The sequence below is a fragment of the Variovorax sp. LARHSF232 genome (genome assembly GCF_052871435.1).
The window spans coordinates 388,465-407,459 of sequence record NZ_JBIXJS010000004.1; the positions used below are offsets into that span (position 1 = coordinate 388,465).

Here is an 18,995-nt window from a genome sequence, read left to right on the forward strand (position 1 = left end):
ATGGACAGCCTGCGCCCGCTCGATTCCGCCTTGCATCGCGAAGCCCACGGCACGCCGGGCGGCCGTTGGCGACGCCTCGCCTCGCCGCCGGTGTTCCATCACTGGGCCGGACGCGCACTGCCGTGGTTCGCCGCGCTGGCGCTCGTGCTAGCCGTCGCCGGACTGTTCGTCGGCTTCGTCGTGGCACCGACCGACCATCAACAGGGCGAGGTCTACCGCATCATCTTCATCCACGTGCCGGCTGCCTGGATGTCGATGTTCATCTACCTGGTGGCGGCCTTCCATGCGGCCATGGGCCTGGTCTTCAACACCCGCCTGTCGCCGCTGATGGCGCGCGCGCTGGCACCAACCGGCGCGCTGTTCACCGTCATCGCCCTGTGGACCGGCATGGCCTGGGGCAAGCCGACCTGGGGCAGCTGGTGGGTATGGGACGCGCGCCTCACCTCGGAATTGATCCTGCTTTTCCTGTACCTGGGCTACCTGGGCCTGGTCTCGGCCATCGATGATCCGCGGCGTGCCGACCGGGCCGGGGCGATCCTGCTCTTGGCCGGCGTCGTCAACGTGCCGATCATCTACTTCTCGGTGCAATGGTGGAGCACGCTTCACCAGGGCGCTTCGATCAGCTTCACCGCCGCGCCGACGATGGCCCGCACCATGCTGCTGGGCCTGCTGCTGATGGCGGGCGCCTGCTGGGCCTATTCGGTGGCGGTGGCATTGGCGCGGGTGCGCTGCCTGATCGCCGAGCGCGACGCCCTGGCGAGGCGAGCATGACCGAAGCCGGCGCCCATCTCCTGTTCATCCTCGCGGCCTACGCCGTGCCCGTGCTGTTGCTGGCCTTTGAAGTGTGGCAGCTGGCGCGGCGCAGCAGGGGGCAGGCGCCGCCGCAGGAGGCAGAGGATGAAGCCTAGGAACCGGCGCCTGGCTTTCGTCGCCGCCGGACTGCTGGTGCTGGGCGCGGCGACCTGGCTGGTGCTCAATGCGCTTCAGTCCAACCTGGTGTTCTTCTTCACGCCGACCCAGGTGGTGGCCCATGCCGCGCCGCGCAATGACGCCTTCCGCCTCGGCGGACTGGTGGAGGAAGGATCGGTGCGCAAGGCCGCGGATGGCCTGGCGCTGAGCTTCGTGGTGACCGACCGGGCGCAGCGGGTGCCGGTGCACTACCGCGGCCTGTTGCCCGACCTGTTTCGCGAAGGCAAGGGCGTGGTGGTGGCCGGCCGCCTGCAAGCCGACGGCAGCTTTCTTGCCACCCAGGTGCTGGCCAAGCACGACGAGAACTACATGCCGCCCGAAGCCGCGGCAGCGCTCGAGCAGGCTCGACCGGCCGCGCGGGAGGCCCCGCAGTGATCCCCGAACTCGGCGTGTTCGCGCTGGTGCTGGCGCTGCTGCTGGCGCTGATCCAGGGCAGCCTGCCGCTGGCCGGCGCGCACTGGGGCGTGGCCGGCTGGATGGCGGTGGCGCGGCCGGCCGCAGTGGGGCAATTCGCCTTGGCCATGCTGGCCTTCGGCTGCCTGGCGACGTCCTTCCTGCAGAACGATTTCTCGGTGCTTTACGTCGCCTCCAATTCGCACACCGAGCTGCCCGCCGCCTACCGACTTGCCGCGGTGTGGGGCGGGCATGAGGGCTCCATGCTGCTGTGGCTGTGCATGCTGTCGGGCTGGACACTGGCGGTGGCGCGCTTCAGCCGGCAGTTGCCGCCGGCCTTCGTGGCGCGCGTGCTGGCGGTGATGGGCTGGCTCAGCGTGGGCTTCCTGCTCTTCCTCCTGTTCCTGTCCAACCCCTTCACGCGCCTGATGCCGCCGGCCCTCGAAGGACGCGACCTGAATCCGCTGCTGCAGGACCCGGGCATGGTGATCCATCCGCCCATGCTGTACATGGGCTACGTGGGCTTCTCGGTCGCCTTTGCCTTTGCCATCGCGGCCCTGCTCTCGGGTGAACTGAACGCCGCATGGGCGCGCTGGTCGCGCCCCTGGACGGCGGCCGCCTGGATGTTCCTGACCCTGGGCATCCTGCTGGGCAGCGCCTGGGCCTACTACGTGCTCGGCTGGGGCGGCTGGTGGTTCTGGGATCCGGTGGAGAATGCCTCCTTCATGCCCTGGCTAGCCGGCACCGCACTCCTGCATTCGCTGGCCGTCACGGAAAAGCGCGGAGCCTTCCGCAGCTGGTCGGTGCTGCTGGCCATCCTCACCTTTTCACTCAGCCTGCTGGGCACCTTCCTGGTCCGCTCGGGGGTGCTGACCTCGGTGCATGCCTTTGCGGTCGACCCGGGCCGGGGCCTGTTCATCCTGGCCTTCATGGTGGCGGTGGTGGGTGGCTCGCTGCTGCTCTTCGGCTGGCGTGCGCCGCGCATCGGCATGGGCGGCAGCTTCGCTTTGCTGTCGCGCGAATCGATGCTGCTGGCCAACAACGTGGTGCTGACGGCGGCCGCCATGTCGGTGCTGCTCGGCACGCTCTACCCGCTGGCGCTGGACGTGCTCCACGGCGAGAAGATCTCGGTCGGGCCGCCTTACTTCGAAGCCGTGTTCGTGCCGCTGATGGCGCCCGCGATCTTCCTCATGGGCATCGGGCCGGTCGCGCGCTGGAAGAACGCCCAGGTGCCCGAGCTGGCCCGGCGCCTGCGCTGGGCGCTGGCAGTCGGTGGCGCGGCCGCCCTGCTGTGGCCATTCGCCTTGCCGGCTGAACAGCGCGCCTGGTCGCCGGTCTCCACCTTCGCCCTTCTGCTGGCCGGATGGGCGCTGGGCAGCGCCGGCGTGCATGCATGGCAGCGCCTGCATGAGGGCGCGGACGACTGGCGCACGCGCGTGCGACGCCAGCCGCGCGGCTGGTGGGGCATGTTGCTGGCGCATGCGGGCATCGGCGTCTTCATCTTCGGCGCAACCCTGGCCGACGGCTTCGAGAGCAAGCGCGAGCTGAGCCTGCGGGTAGGCGAGACGGTGTCCCTGGCCGGCTACGACTTCCGCTTCGTCGGCATCGCGCCGGTGCGCGGCCCCAACTACGACGCGCAACGCGCCACGGTGCTGGTGAGTCGGGCCGGCCGCGCGCCGGTGACGCTGCATCCGGAAAAGCGGACCTACCGGGCGCAGCAGATGCCACTGACGCAGGCCGCGATCGACGTCGGCCCCACGCGCGATCTCTTCGTCGCGCTGGGCGAGCCCGCCGGCGATTCGGCCTGGACCATGCGCCTGCATGTGAAGCCGTACATGGCCTGGATCTGGGCCGGCTGCCTGCTGATGGCACTGGGCGGCCTGCTGGCAGCCACCGATCGCCGCTACCGGCTGGCGCGCGCCGCGCGCACTGCATCCGGGCCGGCCGCCGGCACGCTTCAGCCGCTGCCGCGGGAAGGCATCTGATGCGCTTCAAGCTGCCCCTGGCGATCTTCCTGGTGCTGGCGATCCTGCTGGCCGCAGGGCTGAGTCGCGATCCGCGCCGCCTGCCCTCGGCGCTGGTAGGCAAGCCGGCCCCGGCCATCGACCTGCCGCTGCTGGAGGACCCGCAGCGCCGCCTGCAGACCGACACGCTGCGCGGTCAGGTCTGGCTGCTCAACGTATGGGCCTCCTGGTGCGCACCCTGTCGCGAGGAGTTGCCGGTGCTGCAGGACGCCGCACGCCGCGATGGCGTCGCGCTCTACGGCCTCAACTACAAGGACCAGGGCGAAGCTGCGCGCACCATGCTGCGCCGCCATGGCAATCCCTATCGCGCCTCGGCGGTCGATGGCGATGGCCGCATCGGTATCGACTACGGGGTCTACGGCGTGCCCGAGACCTTCGTGATCGATCGCGAGGGCCTCATCCGCTTGCGGCATCCCGGGCCCGTAACGCCGGAGATCTGGCGAAACGAGCTGCTGCCGCTCGTGCGGAGCCTGCAATGACGCATCGCTGGCTCATGTTGTTGGCCTTGCTCGCGGTCTTGCGGCTCGCGCACGCCGCCCCCGGGCTCGAAGAACGCGAGTTCGCGCTTGCCGCCAGGCTGCGCTGCATGGTCTGCCAGAACCAGACCCTTGCGGAGTCGAACGCGCCGCTGGCGCTCGACATGCGCCGGCAGATCCGCGAGCAGTTGACTCGGGGAAACAGCGAGGCGCAGATCCGCGACTATTTCGAGGAACGCTACGGCGCCTTCGTGCGCTACGACCCGCCGTTCAGGCCCTCGACCTGGCTGTTGTGGCTGGGGCCGTTCGCGCTCTTGATGCTGGGACTTGTCTTGCTGGCGCGCATCGTGCGGCGGCGCCAATGCGCAGCGCCTCCTCCCTTGACGCCCGCCGAGCGTTCGCACGCCCAGGCCTTGCTGGAGGGCGACGAGACATGATCGCCCTGTGGCTGACGGTGGTCGCCCTCATCGCATTGGCGCTGGCGCTGGTGCTGCCACCGCTATTCAGGAACCCCGGCGCCATGGACGTGACGCGCCAGGCGCTGGCACGCCGCGTTTTCGCCGAACAGCTGGCCCAACTCGAGCGCGACGTGGATGCGCAGGCCCTGAATGCAGGGGACCGAGCGCAGGCCATCGAGGAACTGCAGCGCCAGTTAATCGAGGAAGCGGCACAGCCCGCCGCTGCCGCGCGGCCGGCCAAGCCCTGGATGGCCTGGGGCGTGGCCCTTGGCTTGAGCCTCGCGCTGCCGGCGGGGGCGCTGCTGCTTTACCAGCAGGTTGGCGATCCGCGCGCCGCGGCGGCGCTGGCCGCCGGCCCGGCCAGCGCGCACGAACAGGCGGGCCAGGACCTGGAGCAGGTGGTGGGGCGACTGGCCGCACGCCTGCAGGCGCAACCTGCGGACATCGAGGGCTGGATCGTGCTGGCGCGCTCCTACGAGGTGCTGCAGCGCTACGACGAGGCGGTGCAGGCCTACCGCAAGGCCATCGAACTGGCGCCGGGGCAACCGCAACTGCTGGCTGACTATGCCGACGCGCTGGGCTCTGCTCGCAAAGGCGATCTGGGTGGGCCGGCGCAGGAGGCCATCGACGCCGCACTGGACATCGACCCCCAGCACCACAAGGCACTGGCGCTGGCCGGCATGGCGGCCTACCAGCGCGGCGATGCGGCCCAAGCTCGCGCGCGGTGGGATGCGGTGCGCGGCCTCCTGCCGTCGGACTCCGAGGCACGCCGCGACATCGAGGCCAACCTGGCGCGCCTGGATGCACCGCTGGCATCCAGCCACCCGAGCGCTGCCGCACGCATCGCCGGCACGGTGTCGATCGCGCCGGAACTGCGCGATCGTGTTGCGCCGCAGGCCACGGTGTTTGTGCTGGCGCGGGCACCGTCGGGAGAGCGCATGCCGGTGGCGGTGCTGCGCCTTTCGGCCAAGGAGTTGCCGGCGCCCTTCGTTCTCGATGACAGCCTGGCGATGACGCCCGATCGGCCCCTGTCACGCTTTTCGCAGGTGACCATCGAAGTGAAGGTGAGCGCGCCCGGCCACGCGGCGCCCCGATCTGGCGACCTGTACGGTGCCGTGCGCAACGTCGCCCTCGGGCAAGACAACGTTGTCTTGCTTGCAGACGAGCAGACGAAATGACATGGTTTCGGAGGCGGTCGCTGGGTAGTGAAGCAAGGCCGTTGTCAAGGGAGGGTTGATTCCGGCCTTGGTAGGAGGTCGAGTTCGACTGCACGAAGGTCGGCACTCAGATGCAAACTTGCCTTGCCGCCTTCGACGACGGTGGGCAGGACCGAGCCCGGCCCAGCCCATCATCATCCACCGCTGTCCGGCAGGTCAGCAGCGGTTGCTGTCCGTCCCGGCCGCTCGGCCAATTCACGCTGCAAGGCCGATTCCGGTCGCCCAGACGCAACGGAGATCTTGGCATGGACGACCGGTCACAGAGGCGATGCTGTCATAGCCAGTACCGGCGCGAACTTACTAGAGCGACGACGCGAGCGCATGTTCGAACCTTCCCACTTGTTACGTCTCCTAGTCGTTTCGACGGTGAAAGCTGCGTCGGCCGCCCGCGGTCCCTGGATGCACGAATAGCCGGCGCAGGACTGGAACATGGACGAACTCGGGCGCCGCGTCGGCCTGTCGTGCGCGGCCTTGCAGAAACGCCTCATCCAACTGATCGGCGTGCCGCCAATGCAGTATTTGACGCAGGGTGAGACAAACTTCTTGTAATGAGACAGAAATCTCATTACGATGGCGGCATCTCAAACACCCCAAGGACGCTCATCATGGCGCTGACCCGCAGCGAGATGGATCGCAAGCTCGACGAGCATTTCAGTTTCGAAGCCCAGGACCATGTGGAGGGCGTGCTGGCCACGCTCACCCCCGACGTCGAGCATGACGTGGTCGGCTGGCCCACCGGCCCCAGTCGAGGCCGCGAGAGCGCACGCCCGTTCTACGAGACGCTGTTCGCCGACCTGTCCGAAGGCAAGGTCGAAACCCGGCGCCGCTTGTACGGCGACAACTTCATGGTGGACGATTCACTGTGGAGCGGCCGGGCGCCGGGCCGACCCTTCGGCATGGACGGCCGCAACCGTCCGCTGGCGTTCCGCCTGCTGCATGTGATCGAGTTCGCCGACAACGGCGATATCCGTACGGAGAACGTCTGGGTCGACATCGGCGCCATCCTGCAGCAGTTGCCACAAGTGGGCTGACCATGGCCGGGAACGAAGGCCGCCCCCAGCAGAAGCAGCGCACCCGCAAGGCCCTGCTACAGGCCGCAGCGCAACTGACCAAGCAGGGACGCCGACCGACGCTGGAAGAGATCGCCGAAGAGGCGCTGGTTTCGCGCGCGACCGCCTACCGCTACTTCCCGAACGTCGAGGCGCTGCATCTGGAGGCTTCGATCGATATCGAGACACCCCAGGCGGAGGACGCGCTGCGCGGCGCGCCGGCGGACGACGTGGTCGCCCGTCTTGAGCGCGTGGACGATGCACTGCACGCCATGATCGCGGCCAATGAAGCGCCGCTGCGCATGATGCTGGCGCAGTCACTGGAGCGAAGCGCACGTGGCGAAGCCGATGAGCACCTGCCGGCGCGCCAGAACCGCCGGACGCCGCTCCTTGAAGCCGCGCTCGCCCCGGCGGGCGCCTCTTTCAAGCCGGCGGCGATGAAGAACCTCAAGCACGCGCTGGCGCTGGTGGTCGGTCCCGAAGCCATGGTGGTCTTCAAAGATGTGCTTCGACTCGACGACGTCGAAGCGCGCAAGGTCAGGCGCTGGGCGATCCGGGCGCTGGTCGCGGCTGCGGCGCAGCCTGGGCCGGCGCCGGCCAAGCCGGTTCAGTGCAAGCCGAAGGAAATGATTCTTCCTCGTCAATCACGTCCAAGGAGTTCTCCATGACAGCGCACCCAAGATTCGTTGCCGCCGCGTTCGCCCTCCTCGCCTGTGCCGGTGCCTTCGCCGGGCCCACGGAAGCAAGCAAGGATCAACTGCGACGCGGCCGCTACCTGATCCAGGTCGCCGGTTGCAACGATTGCCACACCCCCAACTACGGACCGAAGAACGGCCAGGTCGACGAGAAGCTCTGGCTCACGGGCGATGCCCTGGGCTGGGCCGGGCCCTGGGGCACGACCTATGCCAGCAACCTGCGCCTGATGATGGCCAACATGAGCGAGCAGCAGTGGATCCACCAAGCGCGCAACATGCAGCCGCGGCCGCCCATGCCCTGGTTCAATGTCCGTGCCATGAGCGATGCCGACTTGAAGGCCATCTATGCCTTTACCCGCTCGCTGGGACCCGGCGGCGCACCGGTGCCGGCCTATGTGCCGCCTGGCAAGAAGGCTGCGGGGCCGGTGGTTCAGTTTCCGGAGTGATAGGCGACGTGCCCCGGTGGCGATGGAAGCGGCAACAGGACCCACGCTGGAATCCGGCTGTGCTGCGGGTGTTGCTCAATGGCAGAACAACGCTCTCCTCTGTGACTTTTCAAAGAGCACAGAAAGCTACGCCAAAACCTACGCCTGACCGACTCGCCCGAGGCTGACGCTCGAGCACCTTGCAAAATTGTTGTCTTGGCCACACTTGGAGGCTGAGCTTGCTCACTTCTACTCGGTGGTAAAAGACACGAACTTGTCGAAAGACTAACCGGATCCGTGCGTCGGGCTACGCTGTAGCCAACTGGCTACAGTACATTTCACATGTTCGAAGTAAAAGAGAGCGAACCCTTCGGCACATGGCTCGACGCCCTCGGTGACAAGGTGGCTCGCGCTCGAATCTCTGCACGACTCAAGCGGGTCGAGCAATCGGGGCACTTTGGAGATGTTGAGCCCGTGGGTGAAGGCGTATTTGAAATGCGGATCGACCACGGCCCGGGGTATAGGCTTTACTACTATCGTGAGGGCGCGACAGTCGTTTTCATGATCCTTGGTGGCGACAAAAGCACACAGCGCCGAGACATAAAGCGAGCTATTGCGATGGCAAACGAACTGAGAGCCTGAAAATGAATGAAGATGCTGCCAAAAAGTATGGCATCAGAAAATTCGATGCGTCCGATCATCTGCGCGACGATGAAGAAGCACGTCTTTATTTGCTGGCTTGCGTTGAGGAGGCAGGTGACGACGCGTCGTTTATTGCCAAAGCACTTGGAGATATTGCAAAGTCACGGGCCGCAATGGCTGAAGTCGCTGAAAAGACAGGCTTAAGTCGCGAAAGTCTTTACAAGGCGCTTTCAGGCGAACGAGACCCATCTTTTTCAACAATACTCAAGGTTAGCTCGGCACTAGGTCTGCGGTTGTCTTTCTCGGCTGAGGGTCAGACATTAGAAGCTCCAGCTCCGCAAGTCCAAACCGCTGTCCCAGCAACGAAGACACGGTATCTTGTTTACCCCCTGCAAAAATCTAAATTACCCGCATTTACACGCGGAGCTTCAGGACGGCATGAGTGGGAATGGATTGCGCACTTTGACACCACATATTCCGCGACAGGAGTCACGGCCCACGCGACTGTGCCTAGCACCGCGCAAGGAATCGACCTAGTTGCGGCAAGAATGGAGCAAGTGGAGGACAGTGTTGAAATTTATGGGAAATCTCCTTCCGCCTTCTTCATTGAAGATCTCGCCGGAATGCCGCATTGATAGTCCTCACCCATTTACCGATTTTTCATTAGCACTATGGCAAGTTCAACAGTCCGATCACGAGCAAAGGCAAGTGGCAAGCCTTCATTTCGTCTCTACCTCGCTGACGACTTTAGGAAAGAGGCAGACGGAAAGGTGAGCGGCATAGGGATGTACACAGATTTGATCGTTGTCGCAAATCTATTACCGGGCGCACCGCCACCCACGAAGGAATCACCATTGGTGATTCATGGTCTCGCGGCTCTCATAACCATTCGCGATTTGGGCGGCAGTCATTCGCTTGCGATCGAGTTCAAAGATAGCTTGCCTGCAAGGCCCCCCGAGATCCAGGGAGAAAGAAAGGTTGATTTCACGGTAGGCCAAACGGCCAATCTAATTATTCGCTTTCAACCCTTTGTCACCGGCGGCCCTGGGCTCAAGACCATCGTCGTTAGAATCGATGACGAGCCGTACGAAGTGAATTTCGAAGTACGTCTCGGAGTAGCAAAGTCACCCTCCGACGCAGACAAGAAGGCGCCACGCGCCAAGGCGGCCCGCCCAACTAAAACACGCGTTGCAGCAAAGCGTGCTACTGGATAGTGCTTACCGCCAAAGCACTGTATGCTTTTACAGTGCTTTGCGTCATCTATCAGTTGCGCCGCCGCGGCGAGAAGCTATCACCCGAAGAGGTGCGGCGCCACCCTATGCCTGGCTGGCTGATCTACGGCAATCGCGGCGGAACGCCCGTGAAGGACGCCCGGCTCTACGACAAGAAGGGCGGCAAGGAGCTGCTGACGCTGGAGCATGCCTTCCTGGTCAAGGTCGACGGGGGGATCATGCTGCGCGGCCTGCAGGAGGCCGGCTACCAGCAGCATGTTCGGCAAGGCTGGTGGGTGCTGCCCGGGCCGTTGGATGAACTCACGGCGCCTGGGTAGGGCCGATGTCTTCGGCATGATGGCGGCATGTGCTCGAACTACGAGCCGTCGACCGCGATGGGCCGGCGGCAACTTTCCAGCTGGCGTTGAGTGCCGGCAGAGTCAAACTTCTTTGTCCCCTGTCCACGCGTCGATAAAGGCTGCAACCGCGAAACCTCCCGGGCGCGTATTCTCACTTTGGCTGAGCTGATAGGCCAGGTCGGTAAGCTCGGCAATGATTTCGTCCTTGCTTGTGAAGTGACTTCGGCGAACGGCATCGCCCAAGCGCACCGCGATGGTGACCAACTGGTGCGTGGAGACCTCGGGCGGTATAGCTTCGCGCTGGAGCAGTTCCGTAATTTGATTGGTTTGCTCAACGATCTGCCGCCGCCGCGCACGGCCGAGCTCGTCGAGTTCCTCTGTGGCGTCACCGTGCCTTCGGGTCATGGGAGAAGTCTCGCATGAGCACCGCGGCTACACCAGAGTGCCGTGGACACATTGCGAACTGAGGTGATTGAGCAAATCATCACGGACATCGAGAGATTTATTGAGCCGTAAGTGTGAGGCAGCAACGAAACTCAGAGGCGCACTTGAGGTCTCTGTGCTGCAGGCCGAATGCTGGTCTGGTGGAAGCACGGGGACAACTAGCTTGGGGAATTGATGGTCCTTCTGCGCATTGCATATCTTGTGCTCTGGGTGGTCATTGCGTGGAGCATGGGTCAGGCACCTCCATCCGGAACAAACGAGTTCGGCAAGGTCGTCGCCTATTCGTTCTTCCTGGCCGCCCCGTTGGTCTACTTGCTGCCGACCTACGAAGCCTGGCGTCGCCAGCACCGTAGCCTGCTTGCTATCGCGCTGGTCAATGTTTTCCTCGGGTGGTCAATCATTGGCTGGGTGGCGGCCATCGTGTGGGCATGCGCCGGCTCACCGCGAGTAGGTGGCGGTTCTGGCAGGTTTTTTCGTTCTTGAGCCATCATTGATCAATGTGCTCGAACTACGATCCTGTCTCCCGAGCCGATCGCCTACTGAGCTTCTTTGGTGTTGTGCGCGAGCGCGACGAACCGACTGCCACAATCTTTCCGACTGGCCTGGCGCCGTTCATCCGGCTGGCCGAGGGTGGCTCCGGCAACCGCCAAGTCGAGGACGGCGCCTTTGGTCTGCTGCCCTACTTCGCCAAGGAGCTCGCCTTCGGCCGCCGCACCTACAACGCCAGGACCGAGACAGTCGCCACGTTGCCGAGCTTCCGGGACGCCTGGCGCCGCAGCCAACGGTGCATCGTGCCGGCCGAAAGCATCTTCGAGCCCAGCTACGAGACCGGCAAGGCCGTGCGCTGGCGCATCTTCCAGCCCGGCGACGTGCCCATGGGGATCGCTGGCATCTACACGAAGTGGCGCGACACAGAAAGCGGCCAAGAGCTCTTCAGCTTCACCATGATCTTAGAGGTCGTAACCGTTACCTCAACCGTCCATTGACGTAGATTCGCAGCCGTCTTCTCGACTGCCTCTTTGAGGCGAGTAGCGGGAGGGGTCCGGGGAGGGGCCATGCGAATCAACAACCGCCAACTTGCACGTTGGCAAAACCTCGATGCCGTCGTCGTGCTCGCTGCGGTCGCCGACCACACAAAGCGCGATGACTCGTACCAGCCTCGGAAGGACTGCGCATCGTCACGCTGGCACGTCAGCGCCGGCGGTCACGACTACGAGTTGCTGATCACAGGGGCGAAGTTCTGGGATACGCGGGCGCGACGCGGTGGCGGTGGCGCGCTGGACCTGGTCATGCACTTGTTATCGGTGGACTTCAGGAGCGCATCCCGACACCTTCAGGACCTTCGACTTTGAGGCTCGTGCTGGCTGACTCGGGGCTCGTCGTACAGGGGCGTGTCTACGAAGGGTTTCCGCTCCTGATCGGCAACGACGGCCATGCCGTCGAGCCGGCGCAGGCATTCCTGTGGGACGAGCTCGCCGCCAACGGGCGGGCGCAGAGCAGGTTGACGTGGGCGAAATGCGGTCGAGACCTGTATGACTACTTCGCATTCCTTGAGGCAAATCGACTTGGATGGGCTGACATGCCGGCCCTCGGAATGCCGGGCCACCTCGATCGCTACCGTGATTGGTCAAAGGCCGAGGTGGGTCTGCAGGCACGAACCATCAACGCTCGCCTTCGGCTGGTCGCTCGCTTCTACGAGTGGGCCCAGCGCGAAGGCTTGTTGGACCGGCTGCCCTTCCGAACCCGTGTCGTGCGAGTGCGTCACGAACCAGGGTTCCTTGGGCACGTGCAGCGCGACGCTGGCGTGCGCGTGGCCCTGCGCCCGGGATTGGCCGAGCCCGCGGCCGCGCCCGAGTTCCTGACCATGGACCAGGTGCTCGCATGCATCAAACATTTGCCGAACGAGACGCATCGCTTGATGTTAGAGCTCATGGTGCGCTGCGGCTTGCGACAGGTCGAGTGCAGAACGTTCCCCATGAAGTACCTGTGCAACCCGGCCAAACGCGCTGACCTGCGCAATCGAAAAACCATCCGCGTGCGCCTGGACCCGGGGGACATGACGCTGAAATACGGCCGAGCCAGATCGATCGACGTACCGACCGACTTGATGACCGACTTGTGGTGGTACGTGATTCGCTATCGACGCCGGCGGCTCGACCGAAATTCCAATGGCGTCACCGAAACATCGGTCTTCCTCACGGAACGAGGAAGGCGCTACGTGGACACGGCCCTCACTGACGTGTTCGCCGCGCTGGAAAAGCGCGTCGGCTTCTACGTTCGGCCGCACATGCTGCGACACACCTACGCGACGTACACGCTGTGGCGTTTGCGGAGAACGGACTTCGCAGGCGACCCGCTGATCTACGTGCGGGATCGGCTGGGCCATAGCTCGGTGGCCACCACCTCAATCTATCTGCATATGGTCAACCAACTCGACGCGGAACTCGTGCTGCAGCACGAGGACGAGATCGACGCACTCTTCCACCCTCAAGAGCACATGTGACAGTCAGACGAAAGAAGTTCGAACAAGAAAGTGCGCCCGTTAGCTTCATGGCGCTCACTGGTGACCCCGTCGTCGAGTTGCCACGCAACGCTACAGGTATGCATAGGATTAACCTCGGGCCATGGCTTGAAAGGGGCATCGATCGATGGGTTCACTCCTGCGCTGCGCAATTGAGGGTTGCGGCCAGTCAAGTCGCGCCGTCAAGCGTGGTGACATATTCGAAGTCGCTAAGGTACTTCTTCGAGTACCTGGTCGGGCAGCAGACTGCGCCCGAGACGGGCGGCTTCCAGCGCGCGCACGTCGATGAATTCGTGAGGTGGTTGCGCCAGCACGCAGGCCTGGGCGATGTAAGTCGCCGCGGTATCTACACGAACGTGCGCACAGTGCTTCTCGCACTTCAGGATCGCGGCGTCGTCGACCAGGACGTTGATTTGTTCCCGCGCAATCCGTTCCCCCTGACTGCAAGGCTGAAAAAAGGTGGCGCCCCTCTGAGTCTGTCGGAACGCACCCGACTGGCCGATGCACTGCGAAGCGACATCATCGCGCTGAGCAAGGGCGCGTTCAGCGGAACCGAGGCAGAAGCACTCACGGTCTATGCGTTGGCGTTGGCGTTGCGCACGGGCCTGAACACGACTCCGCTTCTGGAGCTGAAGCGAGACGGTCTAAGCCCGCACCCGTTCATGCCTCGCATGCGATTGCTCAAGGCGTTCAAACGACGGGGCAACGCCACACACATCAAGTCCCTTCGCTTCCAGCGAACGCAAGATGTACCAGCGTCTGTGCCACTGGATGGAGTAGCACTGTTCGAAGAGGTCCTGCGGCGAACGCAGCCGCTGGTGGCGAGCGCCGCGCCAGATGTCAACGATCGCGTGTGGCTGTTCCGCAGCGAGGCTCTCCGCAATGCAGGGACGGTGTGCTGCATGACCGAGTCACAGCTCGGGTTTAACTCCCGCAAGATCGTGGCCCGTCATGCGCTGCAGGCCGATGATGGGGCGCCGCTGTCGCTGAACCTCTCAAGGCTTCGCAAGACGATGGAGAACAGGCTTTGGCGCTTGAGCAACGGCGACCTATTCACCGTCGCGGCGATCATGGGGCACCGGCCCGAGGTTGCGGATCAGAGCTACCTGCGCGTCAGCGACGACATGCGGAGAAATGCCGCGTTCGTGGGCGAGACCCTCCCGGAAACGTATCGGAGCGGCGGGACCGCCGTGGGCACGCTCGAGGCGACGCCCGTTGGAAACTGCGTGGACACTCTGCAGGGCCATCGTGCGCCTGGAAACGGCACGCGTTGCACGGACTTCCTGGCGTGCTTTGGGTGCCGCAGCTTCGCCATCGTGGGCACCGAGACTGACTTGCACAGACTCTTCAGCTTCTATTGGTTCCTGGAGGCCGAAGGTCGATCCACCCGTTCGCGGGAGTGGGCCGAGCACTTCCTGGCGCTGCGCACCCAGATCGACACCTTCACGCTCGATCGATTCGACGAAGGGGTGGTCGACGTGGCCAAGGAAGCCGCGCGGGTACGGCCGTTAAAGTTCTGGAGCCAGTACAAAAGGCTGGGAGGCACGCTGCATGCGAGCCCTTGAGACGTTGCCGATGGTGCCTTCGGTACCGGGCTGCGGACCCGACCCCACCACTGTCGTCAGCTCGTACATGGAAGACTCAGGCAAAGACGTGGTCCTGAGCCGCTTCCATGATGTCGTCTGGCAACTGTGGCCTTACTTCGAGCAGTCCAACATTGCGCCGTCGGCCCAAAGAATAGACTGGAGCAAGGTCCCGGCGCAGTTCCGAGATGAATGCAAGCACGTGGTGTTCCGCTATTGGACGGAGGGCAATCCGAGTCTGGCTCGACCGATCGCGAACTCGGTGGTGCAGCTCGTTGAGAAGCTCCGTGTACTGTGCAAGTACCTGCACTCGGTGCGGATCGGCAGCTTCCAGCAAGTCCGCCCGATCCACCTCACTGGGTTTATTCACCACCGACGGTCAACCGGAATAGCGAACCCTGCAACGCTCGCGCGCTATCTGCAGGGCGTGGAGATACTGTATCGGTTCCGGTCAACGGAAGGACTCGCATTCGAACCGTGGCCGGGGTCGTCGGCAGCGGCAGAGGTCGGCGTGGTGCGCAACCCGAAGCACGGGACCACGCCTGTGATCCCGCAGGACGCCCTGCGGATTCTGTTCACCAAGGCGGAAGAGTTTCTGGCGATGGCCGATGACCTGCTCGACCGGCGCGACGGGGGTGAAAGCGTCACTGGTGATGGATACAGGCTCAATTACGTGCGGGACGCGTGCTTCCTTCTGATCGGTCTGACCACCGGCATGCGTTGCGAGGAGATCGTCGGCATCGAAGTCGGCGCCGCACGCACGGACTCGTTCGAAGGGTTCGCGATGCACTGGGTCCGCAGCATCGAACATAAGACGAAGAAAGGGGCGGTGGAGTATCTGATGCCGATGATGGGCCATCGCGTGCTCGCAGTCATGGAGCGGTGGTCCCAACCTCTGCGAGCGCGCCTGAAGGCGCAACTCGCCGAGATCCCGACCACCACGAAGCACGCCCAGCGGCGCGCGCAGATCGCTTCGGATGTGAACCGCCTCTTCCTCGGAAATGGGGCGCGGAGAGACAGGATTCGAGCGCTGTCTGGCGCGGCATGCGGCGTGCGGATGGCGCTGTTTGCGAAATACGCAGGGGTGGACTGGAGCTTGAGGCCGCATCAACTGCGGCGTACGTATGCATGGGCGTTCGCTCGGCATCGGCTTGGAAACCTCCTGCTTCTGAAGGAGCAATTCAAACACTCCAGCCTATCGATGACGCAGCTGTACGCCGCAAACCCTCAGCAGGACGATGCGCTCTTCGCCGACGTGTTCAACGAGATTGCCGCACAGAAGGTCGAGCTGATCGAAGGCTGGCTGAACTCGGAGCGGCCGCTCGGCGGTCGAGGCGGCGAACGAATCGTCAAGATGCGCGCTCACGACTTCCCGGACCGGAAGGCGATGATCGGCGAAACAGCGGACATGGTGAACATCCGCAGCACCGGTCACGGCTGGTGCCTCGCGCAAGACGAAGGATGCGGCGGCGCCGGCCTGTATGAGCCCACCAGCTGCGCTGGGTGCTCCGATGCGGTCATCGACGACACCTACCAACTGGTGTGGCAGGAGTTGCACGCGCACCAGCTGGAGCTAGTGGACGAGGCGAAGAAATTAGGGCCTGCCACCGTCGAACGCGTGGCGAGGGACTTGCGAGCCACGGAAGCGGTGCTGGCCGATCTGGGCTGGATGATGCAAGAGGAGGACCTACGTGCCGAGCGCGCATGACAGCGGCGGCGGACAAGACCGGCCGTCCACTGCAACGCACAAAGCGCTGCTGGATGCGATCGAGCGCGTTTGCCGCACTGACGGTACACCGACCATTACCGCGGTGGCGCGCGAAGTCGGAGTGTCCGCTGCGTTGATCCACAACAGGTATCCAGACGTCGCCGCCACGATACGGACGCTGTCGGGTCGCGAGAAACGCGACGACGTCGCGCAGTTGCGCGCGGCGCTCGTCAAGGAACAAGAGATTGCCAGGAGCCTGCGTGATGAAAACGGCGCCCTGCTGGCAGACCTGCGCGCGCTAGCCTCGGTTAACGAGACGCTTCGGCAGGAGCTAGCGCTACGAGAGGCCGCTGAGGCGCCCAACGTGGTCCCACTAGGGTCCCGTTCCCGCGCTCCTAGAGCAGTGGGACCGTCTGAGCAGGATCCGCCGCACCGTGCTTGATTATCTCCAGTACCGGCGGGCGCACCAGCTGCATTGCGTTGGCCGGGGCAACGACCAGTCCGCAAAGCGGGCATCCGCTTCTGCGGAGAGGCGTGTTTGCTGAGCGCGCGGCGCTCGGCACAACAGGCACAGACAACTGTGATCGCTGGCCTGTCCGACCTGGTCAAAGTTCTTGCGCCCGTCCGCGCTCGCCGTCAGAGTTGTTGAACGTCCGCTTTGTATCGCTGGTGATGTCGGCTCGGGGCCCCTAAGCCGAAGTTCGCTTCTGCCCAAAGCTGTCGTTCACTGGCTCAGTGAGCAGCCGCATATGGCGGCGGCCTCAGCGCGCGAGTTCTCTCAAACGGCCATCGCGGCTGCCAGACTATCGCGGGCAGCCTTGTTCATGCGGATCTGGAATGGCAGGAGCGTGAGCCGATCCAACACAGTTGCACCGCCAGGGTTGGACACGTAGTAACTTCCACCGAGCGCCGTTCCGTCCTTGATGAACGTGCCGGTGTAGACGTTGCCGTTCAGTTCGAAGTAGGTTCGGTGCTGGACCGTCGTGCTGAGCGTCGCTGACTGCGGGCGGGGCGCATTGGCTATCCATACCTTAACGCCACCGACCGTGCTCACGGCTCCGTCGGCAAGGTGGTAGGTCGTTGCGTCGCTGGCCGATGCGATACCGGACGCCAGCTCGGTGGCCAGCGTCGAGTTCGTCACGCAGGGCGAAACGTTGACCCCGGTTGTCGTGGCGCCGCAGTCGTAGACGCTATAGCGATCACCTGCAGTCGTCTCCATGTACTTGATGTAAGTGGCGCCCGCTGCCCAGGTCGAAGCGGGCTTCAGGATGGCCGTGTTGGAGAAGAACGAGTTGTGGAAGTGGGCGAAGTCCGGCGATGTGGAACTCATGGCACCAGTCAGAGCCACGGTTGTGTAGTTGCTGCGCGTCCCCGAGTAGACAACCGTACTGTTGTCGTCGGCCAGCCTGTCGACTTGCACGTTCGCTCCGACGTACGACACCTTGAACGATCCAATCGTAGGCGAGACCAGGATCACGCCGTTCTTGAGGACACGTGCGGGCGCAGGTGTGACCAGTGCAAGTGTGCTGGCCATGTTTTCCAGCGCTGACTGGCGAATCGTTTGTGGGCCGCTCGTCAGCGGCGAAGCCGCCATGACTGCGTAGGTGGATTCCGCGTAATTCGTCCCACTGACTTCCGGACCCGAGTAGTTCAGGTTCCAGAGCAATTGATAGCTTCCCGAGCTGGGCGCGAGAGACAGGTTCTCATACGCCTGCTGGTCTGGGCTGAGCTTTGGCGTCGCGGGGGCTTCGCTTGCACCGGCGCTCTGAGCCGCGGGTGCGGATGAACCTCCGCCTCCACAAGCCGAGATCACTGTCGCGAGCAGTGCCAGGATGGCAATGTTCGTGCGCTTTGCTGAAATCATGGGTCTTCTCCTCGTTGTGGTTCGTTTCTCTTGTGGTGGCTCGCTGTGCTCTGTGAAACGCAGTTGGCACGGAAGGGCCACACCCGTTTGCAGAGCGGGGTGTTGAGCAGCGACTGCGTTCGAAGGAATGCAATCGTGAATGACGAGGGGATGATCGCGACGGTCCCGCGTTGCAGCCGTGTTGGGTCTGAACCACCGTCGGGAGTGCCTGGATTGCGCGTGTCTCTTTTCGATCCGACGCCACTGAACGCCGGAGTCACCGCGGCCGGGTTGCCGACGGCAGAGAACGTTTTTCCTGTTTGCTCTTCTTCCCCAGAGACGCGCACGTTGAATGTCTACGTTGTCAGTCAGGATTCCGCCTCAAGCAAGGCGAAAACATATCGTAACAAGAGCAGATTGATGGAAGCTCCTCAAAAACGAGGATGCGCTGCGGTCCATAAATGTGCGAGCGCTGGCAATTCCACGCTTCGTTTTGGCAAGGCCGATCGAAGGGGGCCACCTGTGGGCCTCCGGCGGCGCGGCGCAGCCGAAGGTTCGGCGGCGGGCGGCAGCCTAGGGCTGAAGATGAACTGCAGTCGAAGATGAGGCCACTGCCGTGGCGCGCCAAGCGTAGTGAATCACCTCAAGTTGGAGTTGTGGAAGGACCGTTCCTGGCCGACTGGAGCCGGTGGCGTTTGGCGTTCGCGACGTCATCTGACGACTCGCGGGACCTGATTAGCCGTCCGGCGATAGAGGCCAGACGCATCAACATCCTGACCAAACCACCAGCAGCGTCCGCTTTGGATGACGAGCAACGCATCCTTGAGAAACCGAACGTCCAGGGCACACGTGCCTAGTCTTACTGTGTTAGTAATTTAAGCGAAATCAAGGCATTATGCGCACTTCTTCGAGCAAGAGGTGAACCTTGATGAAGGAATTGCATGAATTTGAGCGCTACCTGGCGCATTTGGGCGAGGG

General features: G+C 63.8%; 23 protein-coding genes. 21 read left to right on the plus strand and 2 right to left on the minus strand.

From position 1 onward, the window contains the following. From ccmC to ACIPRI_RS14185, 14 genes are all read left to right on the plus strand, one after another. A complete protein-coding gene (gene ccmC, locus ACIPRI_RS14120; protein ID WP_446622071.1) occupies window positions 1–771 on the plus strand; it encodes a heme ABC transporter permease CcmC in 771 nt (256 codons plus the stop codon). After that, window positions 768–908 carry a hypothetical protein gene (locus ACIPRI_RS14125; RefSeq protein ID WP_446622072.1) on the plus strand — a complete coding sequence of 47 codons (141 nt, stop codon included), beginning with the start codon at window positions 768–770 and terminating at the stop codon, window positions 906–908. Before ccmC ends, ACIPRI_RS14125 begins: the two co-directional genes overlap by 4 nt. Continuing rightward, window positions 898–1,344, plus strand: coding sequence for a cytochrome c maturation protein CcmE (ccmE, locus tag ACIPRI_RS14130; protein ID WP_446622073.1), 447 nt, complete (start codon window positions 898–900; stop codon window positions 1,342–1,344). Before ACIPRI_RS14125 ends, ccmE begins: the two co-directional genes overlap by 11 nt. Further along, window positions 1,341–3,347: a heme lyase CcmF/NrfE family subunit gene (locus ACIPRI_RS14135; RefSeq protein ID WP_446622074.1), complete on the plus strand. Its 2,007-nt coding sequence runs from the start codon at window positions 1,341–1,343 to the stop codon at window positions 3,345–3,347. Before ccmE ends, ACIPRI_RS14135 begins: the two co-directional genes overlap by 4 nt. Then, on the plus strand, window positions 3,344–3,865 hold the full coding sequence (locus tag ACIPRI_RS14140; RefSeq protein ID WP_446622109.1) for a DsbE family thiol:disulfide interchange protein: 522 nt from the start codon (window positions 3,344–3,346) through the stop codon (window positions 3,863–3,865). The genes ACIPRI_RS14135 and ACIPRI_RS14140 overlap by 4 nt, the downstream gene beginning before the upstream one ends. Continuing rightward, window positions 3,862–4,299: a cytochrome c-type biogenesis protein gene (locus ACIPRI_RS14145; protein WP_446622075.1), complete on the plus strand. Its 438-nt coding sequence runs from the start codon at window positions 3,862–3,864 to the stop codon at window positions 4,297–4,299. Before ACIPRI_RS14140 ends, ACIPRI_RS14145 begins: the two co-directional genes overlap by 4 nt. Beyond that, complete coding sequence (gene ccmI / locus ACIPRI_RS14150; RefSeq protein ID WP_446622076.1) at window positions 4,296–5,498, plus strand: c-type cytochrome biogenesis protein CcmI; 1,203 nt, start codon at window positions 4,296–4,298, stop codon at window positions 5,496–5,498. The genes ACIPRI_RS14145 and ccmI overlap by 4 nt, the downstream gene beginning before the upstream one ends. Window positions 5,499–6,142: 644 nt before the next feature. Next, window positions 6,143–6,568 carry an ester cyclase gene (locus tag ACIPRI_RS14155; protein WP_446622077.1) on the plus strand — a complete coding sequence of 142 codons (426 nt, stop codon included), beginning with the start codon at window positions 6,143–6,145 and terminating at the stop codon, window positions 6,566–6,568. Window positions 6,569–6,570: 2 nt separating this feature from the next. Next, on the plus strand, window positions 6,571–7,254 hold the full coding sequence (locus ACIPRI_RS14160; RefSeq protein ID WP_446622078.1) for a TetR/AcrR family transcriptional regulator: 684 nt from the start codon (window positions 6,571–6,573) through the stop codon (window positions 7,252–7,254). Continuing rightward, the gene (locus ACIPRI_RS14165; RefSeq protein ID WP_446622079.1) at window positions 7,251–7,727 is read left to right on the plus strand and encodes a c-type cytochrome; all 477 of its coding nucleotides are present in this window, start codon (window positions 7,251–7,253) and stop codon (window positions 7,725–7,727) included. Before ACIPRI_RS14160 ends, ACIPRI_RS14165 begins: the two co-directional genes overlap by 4 nt. 321 nt (window positions 7,728–8,048) lie before the next feature. Next, window positions 8,049–8,348: a type II toxin-antitoxin system RelE/ParE family toxin gene (locus ACIPRI_RS14170; protein ID WP_446622080.1), complete on the plus strand. Its 300-nt coding sequence runs from the start codon at window positions 8,049–8,051 to the stop codon at window positions 8,346–8,348. Window positions 8,349–8,350: 2 nt separating this feature from the next. After that, the gene (locus ACIPRI_RS14175) at window positions 8,351–8,983 is read left to right on the plus strand and encodes an addiction module antidote protein (RefSeq protein ID WP_446622081.1); all 633 of its coding nucleotides are present in this window, start codon (window positions 8,351–8,353) and stop codon (window positions 8,981–8,983) included. Between the two features lie 150 nt (window positions 8,984–9,133). After that, complete coding sequence (locus ACIPRI_RS14180; RefSeq protein ID WP_446622082.1) at window positions 9,134–9,562, plus strand: hypothetical protein; 429 nt, start codon at window positions 9,134–9,136, stop codon at window positions 9,560–9,562. Between the two features lie 104 nt (window positions 9,563–9,666). Continuing rightward, a complete protein-coding gene (locus ACIPRI_RS14185; protein WP_446622083.1) occupies window positions 9,667–9,897 on the plus strand; it encodes a hypothetical protein in 231 nt (76 codons plus the stop codon). 102 nt (window positions 9,898–9,999) lie between these two features. Here the strand turns inward: ACIPRI_RS14185 and ACIPRI_RS14190 are convergent, their stop codons facing one another. Continuing rightward, window positions 10,000–10,323 carry a hypothetical protein gene (locus ACIPRI_RS14190; protein ID WP_446622084.1) on the minus strand — a complete coding sequence of 108 codons (324 nt, stop codon included), beginning with the start codon at window positions 10,321–10,323 and terminating at the stop codon, window positions 10,000–10,002. 213 nt (window positions 10,324–10,536) lie between these two features. On the opposite strand from ACIPRI_RS14190, the gene ACIPRI_RS14195 reads away from it, so the two are divergent. The 7 genes from ACIPRI_RS14195 to ACIPRI_RS14225 all read left to right on the plus strand — a co-directional run bounded on the left by ACIPRI_RS14195 (window position 10,537) and on the right by ACIPRI_RS14225 (window position 16,616). Beyond that, window positions 10,537–10,845 carry a superinfection immunity protein gene (locus ACIPRI_RS14195; protein WP_446622110.1) on the plus strand — a complete coding sequence of 103 codons (309 nt, stop codon included), beginning with the start codon at window positions 10,537–10,539 and terminating at the stop codon, window positions 10,843–10,845. A gap of 14 nt (window positions 10,846–10,859) precedes the next feature. Further along, window positions 10,860–11,348, plus strand: coding sequence for an SOS response-associated peptidase (locus ACIPRI_RS14200; protein ID WP_446622085.1), 489 nt, complete (start codon window positions 10,860–10,862; stop codon window positions 11,346–11,348). A 69-nt stretch (window positions 11,349–11,417) separates the two neighbouring features. Further along, window positions 11,418–11,714, plus strand: a complete 297-nt coding sequence (locus ACIPRI_RS14205; protein WP_446622086.1) for a hypothetical protein — start codon at window positions 11,418–11,420, stop codon at window positions 11,712–11,714. A 5-nt stretch (window positions 11,715–11,719) separates the two neighbouring features. After that, window positions 11,720–12,865: a tyrosine-type recombinase/integrase gene (locus tag ACIPRI_RS14210; protein ID WP_446622111.1), complete on the plus strand. Its 1,146-nt coding sequence runs from the start codon at window positions 11,720–11,722 to the stop codon at window positions 12,863–12,865. Then, a complete protein-coding gene (locus tag ACIPRI_RS14215) occupies window positions 12,862–14,448 on the plus strand; it encodes a hypothetical protein (protein ID WP_446622087.1) in 1,587 nt (528 codons plus the stop codon). Before ACIPRI_RS14210 ends, ACIPRI_RS14215 begins: the two co-directional genes overlap by 4 nt. A 67-nt stretch (window positions 14,449–14,515) precedes the next feature. Continuing rightward, window positions 14,516–16,174 (plus strand): tyrosine-type recombinase/integrase, encoded by a 1,659-nt coding sequence (locus ACIPRI_RS14220; RefSeq protein WP_446622088.1) that lies wholly within the window; start codon window positions 14,516–14,518, stop codon window positions 16,172–16,174. Further along, window positions 16,158–16,616, plus strand: a complete 459-nt coding sequence (locus ACIPRI_RS14225) for a TetR family transcriptional regulator (protein ID WP_446622089.1) — start codon at window positions 16,158–16,160, stop codon at window positions 16,614–16,616. The genes ACIPRI_RS14220 and ACIPRI_RS14225 overlap by 17 nt, the downstream gene beginning before the upstream one ends. 336 nt (window positions 16,617–16,952) lie before the next feature. Here ACIPRI_RS14225 and ACIPRI_RS14230 read toward each other — a convergent pair whose 3' ends face one another. Continuing rightward, on the minus strand, window positions 16,953–18,038 hold the full coding sequence (locus tag ACIPRI_RS14230; protein WP_446622090.1) for a hypothetical protein: 1,086 nt from the start codon (window positions 18,036–18,038) through the stop codon (window positions 16,953–16,955). Window positions 18,039–18,995: the final 957 nt, after the last annotated feature.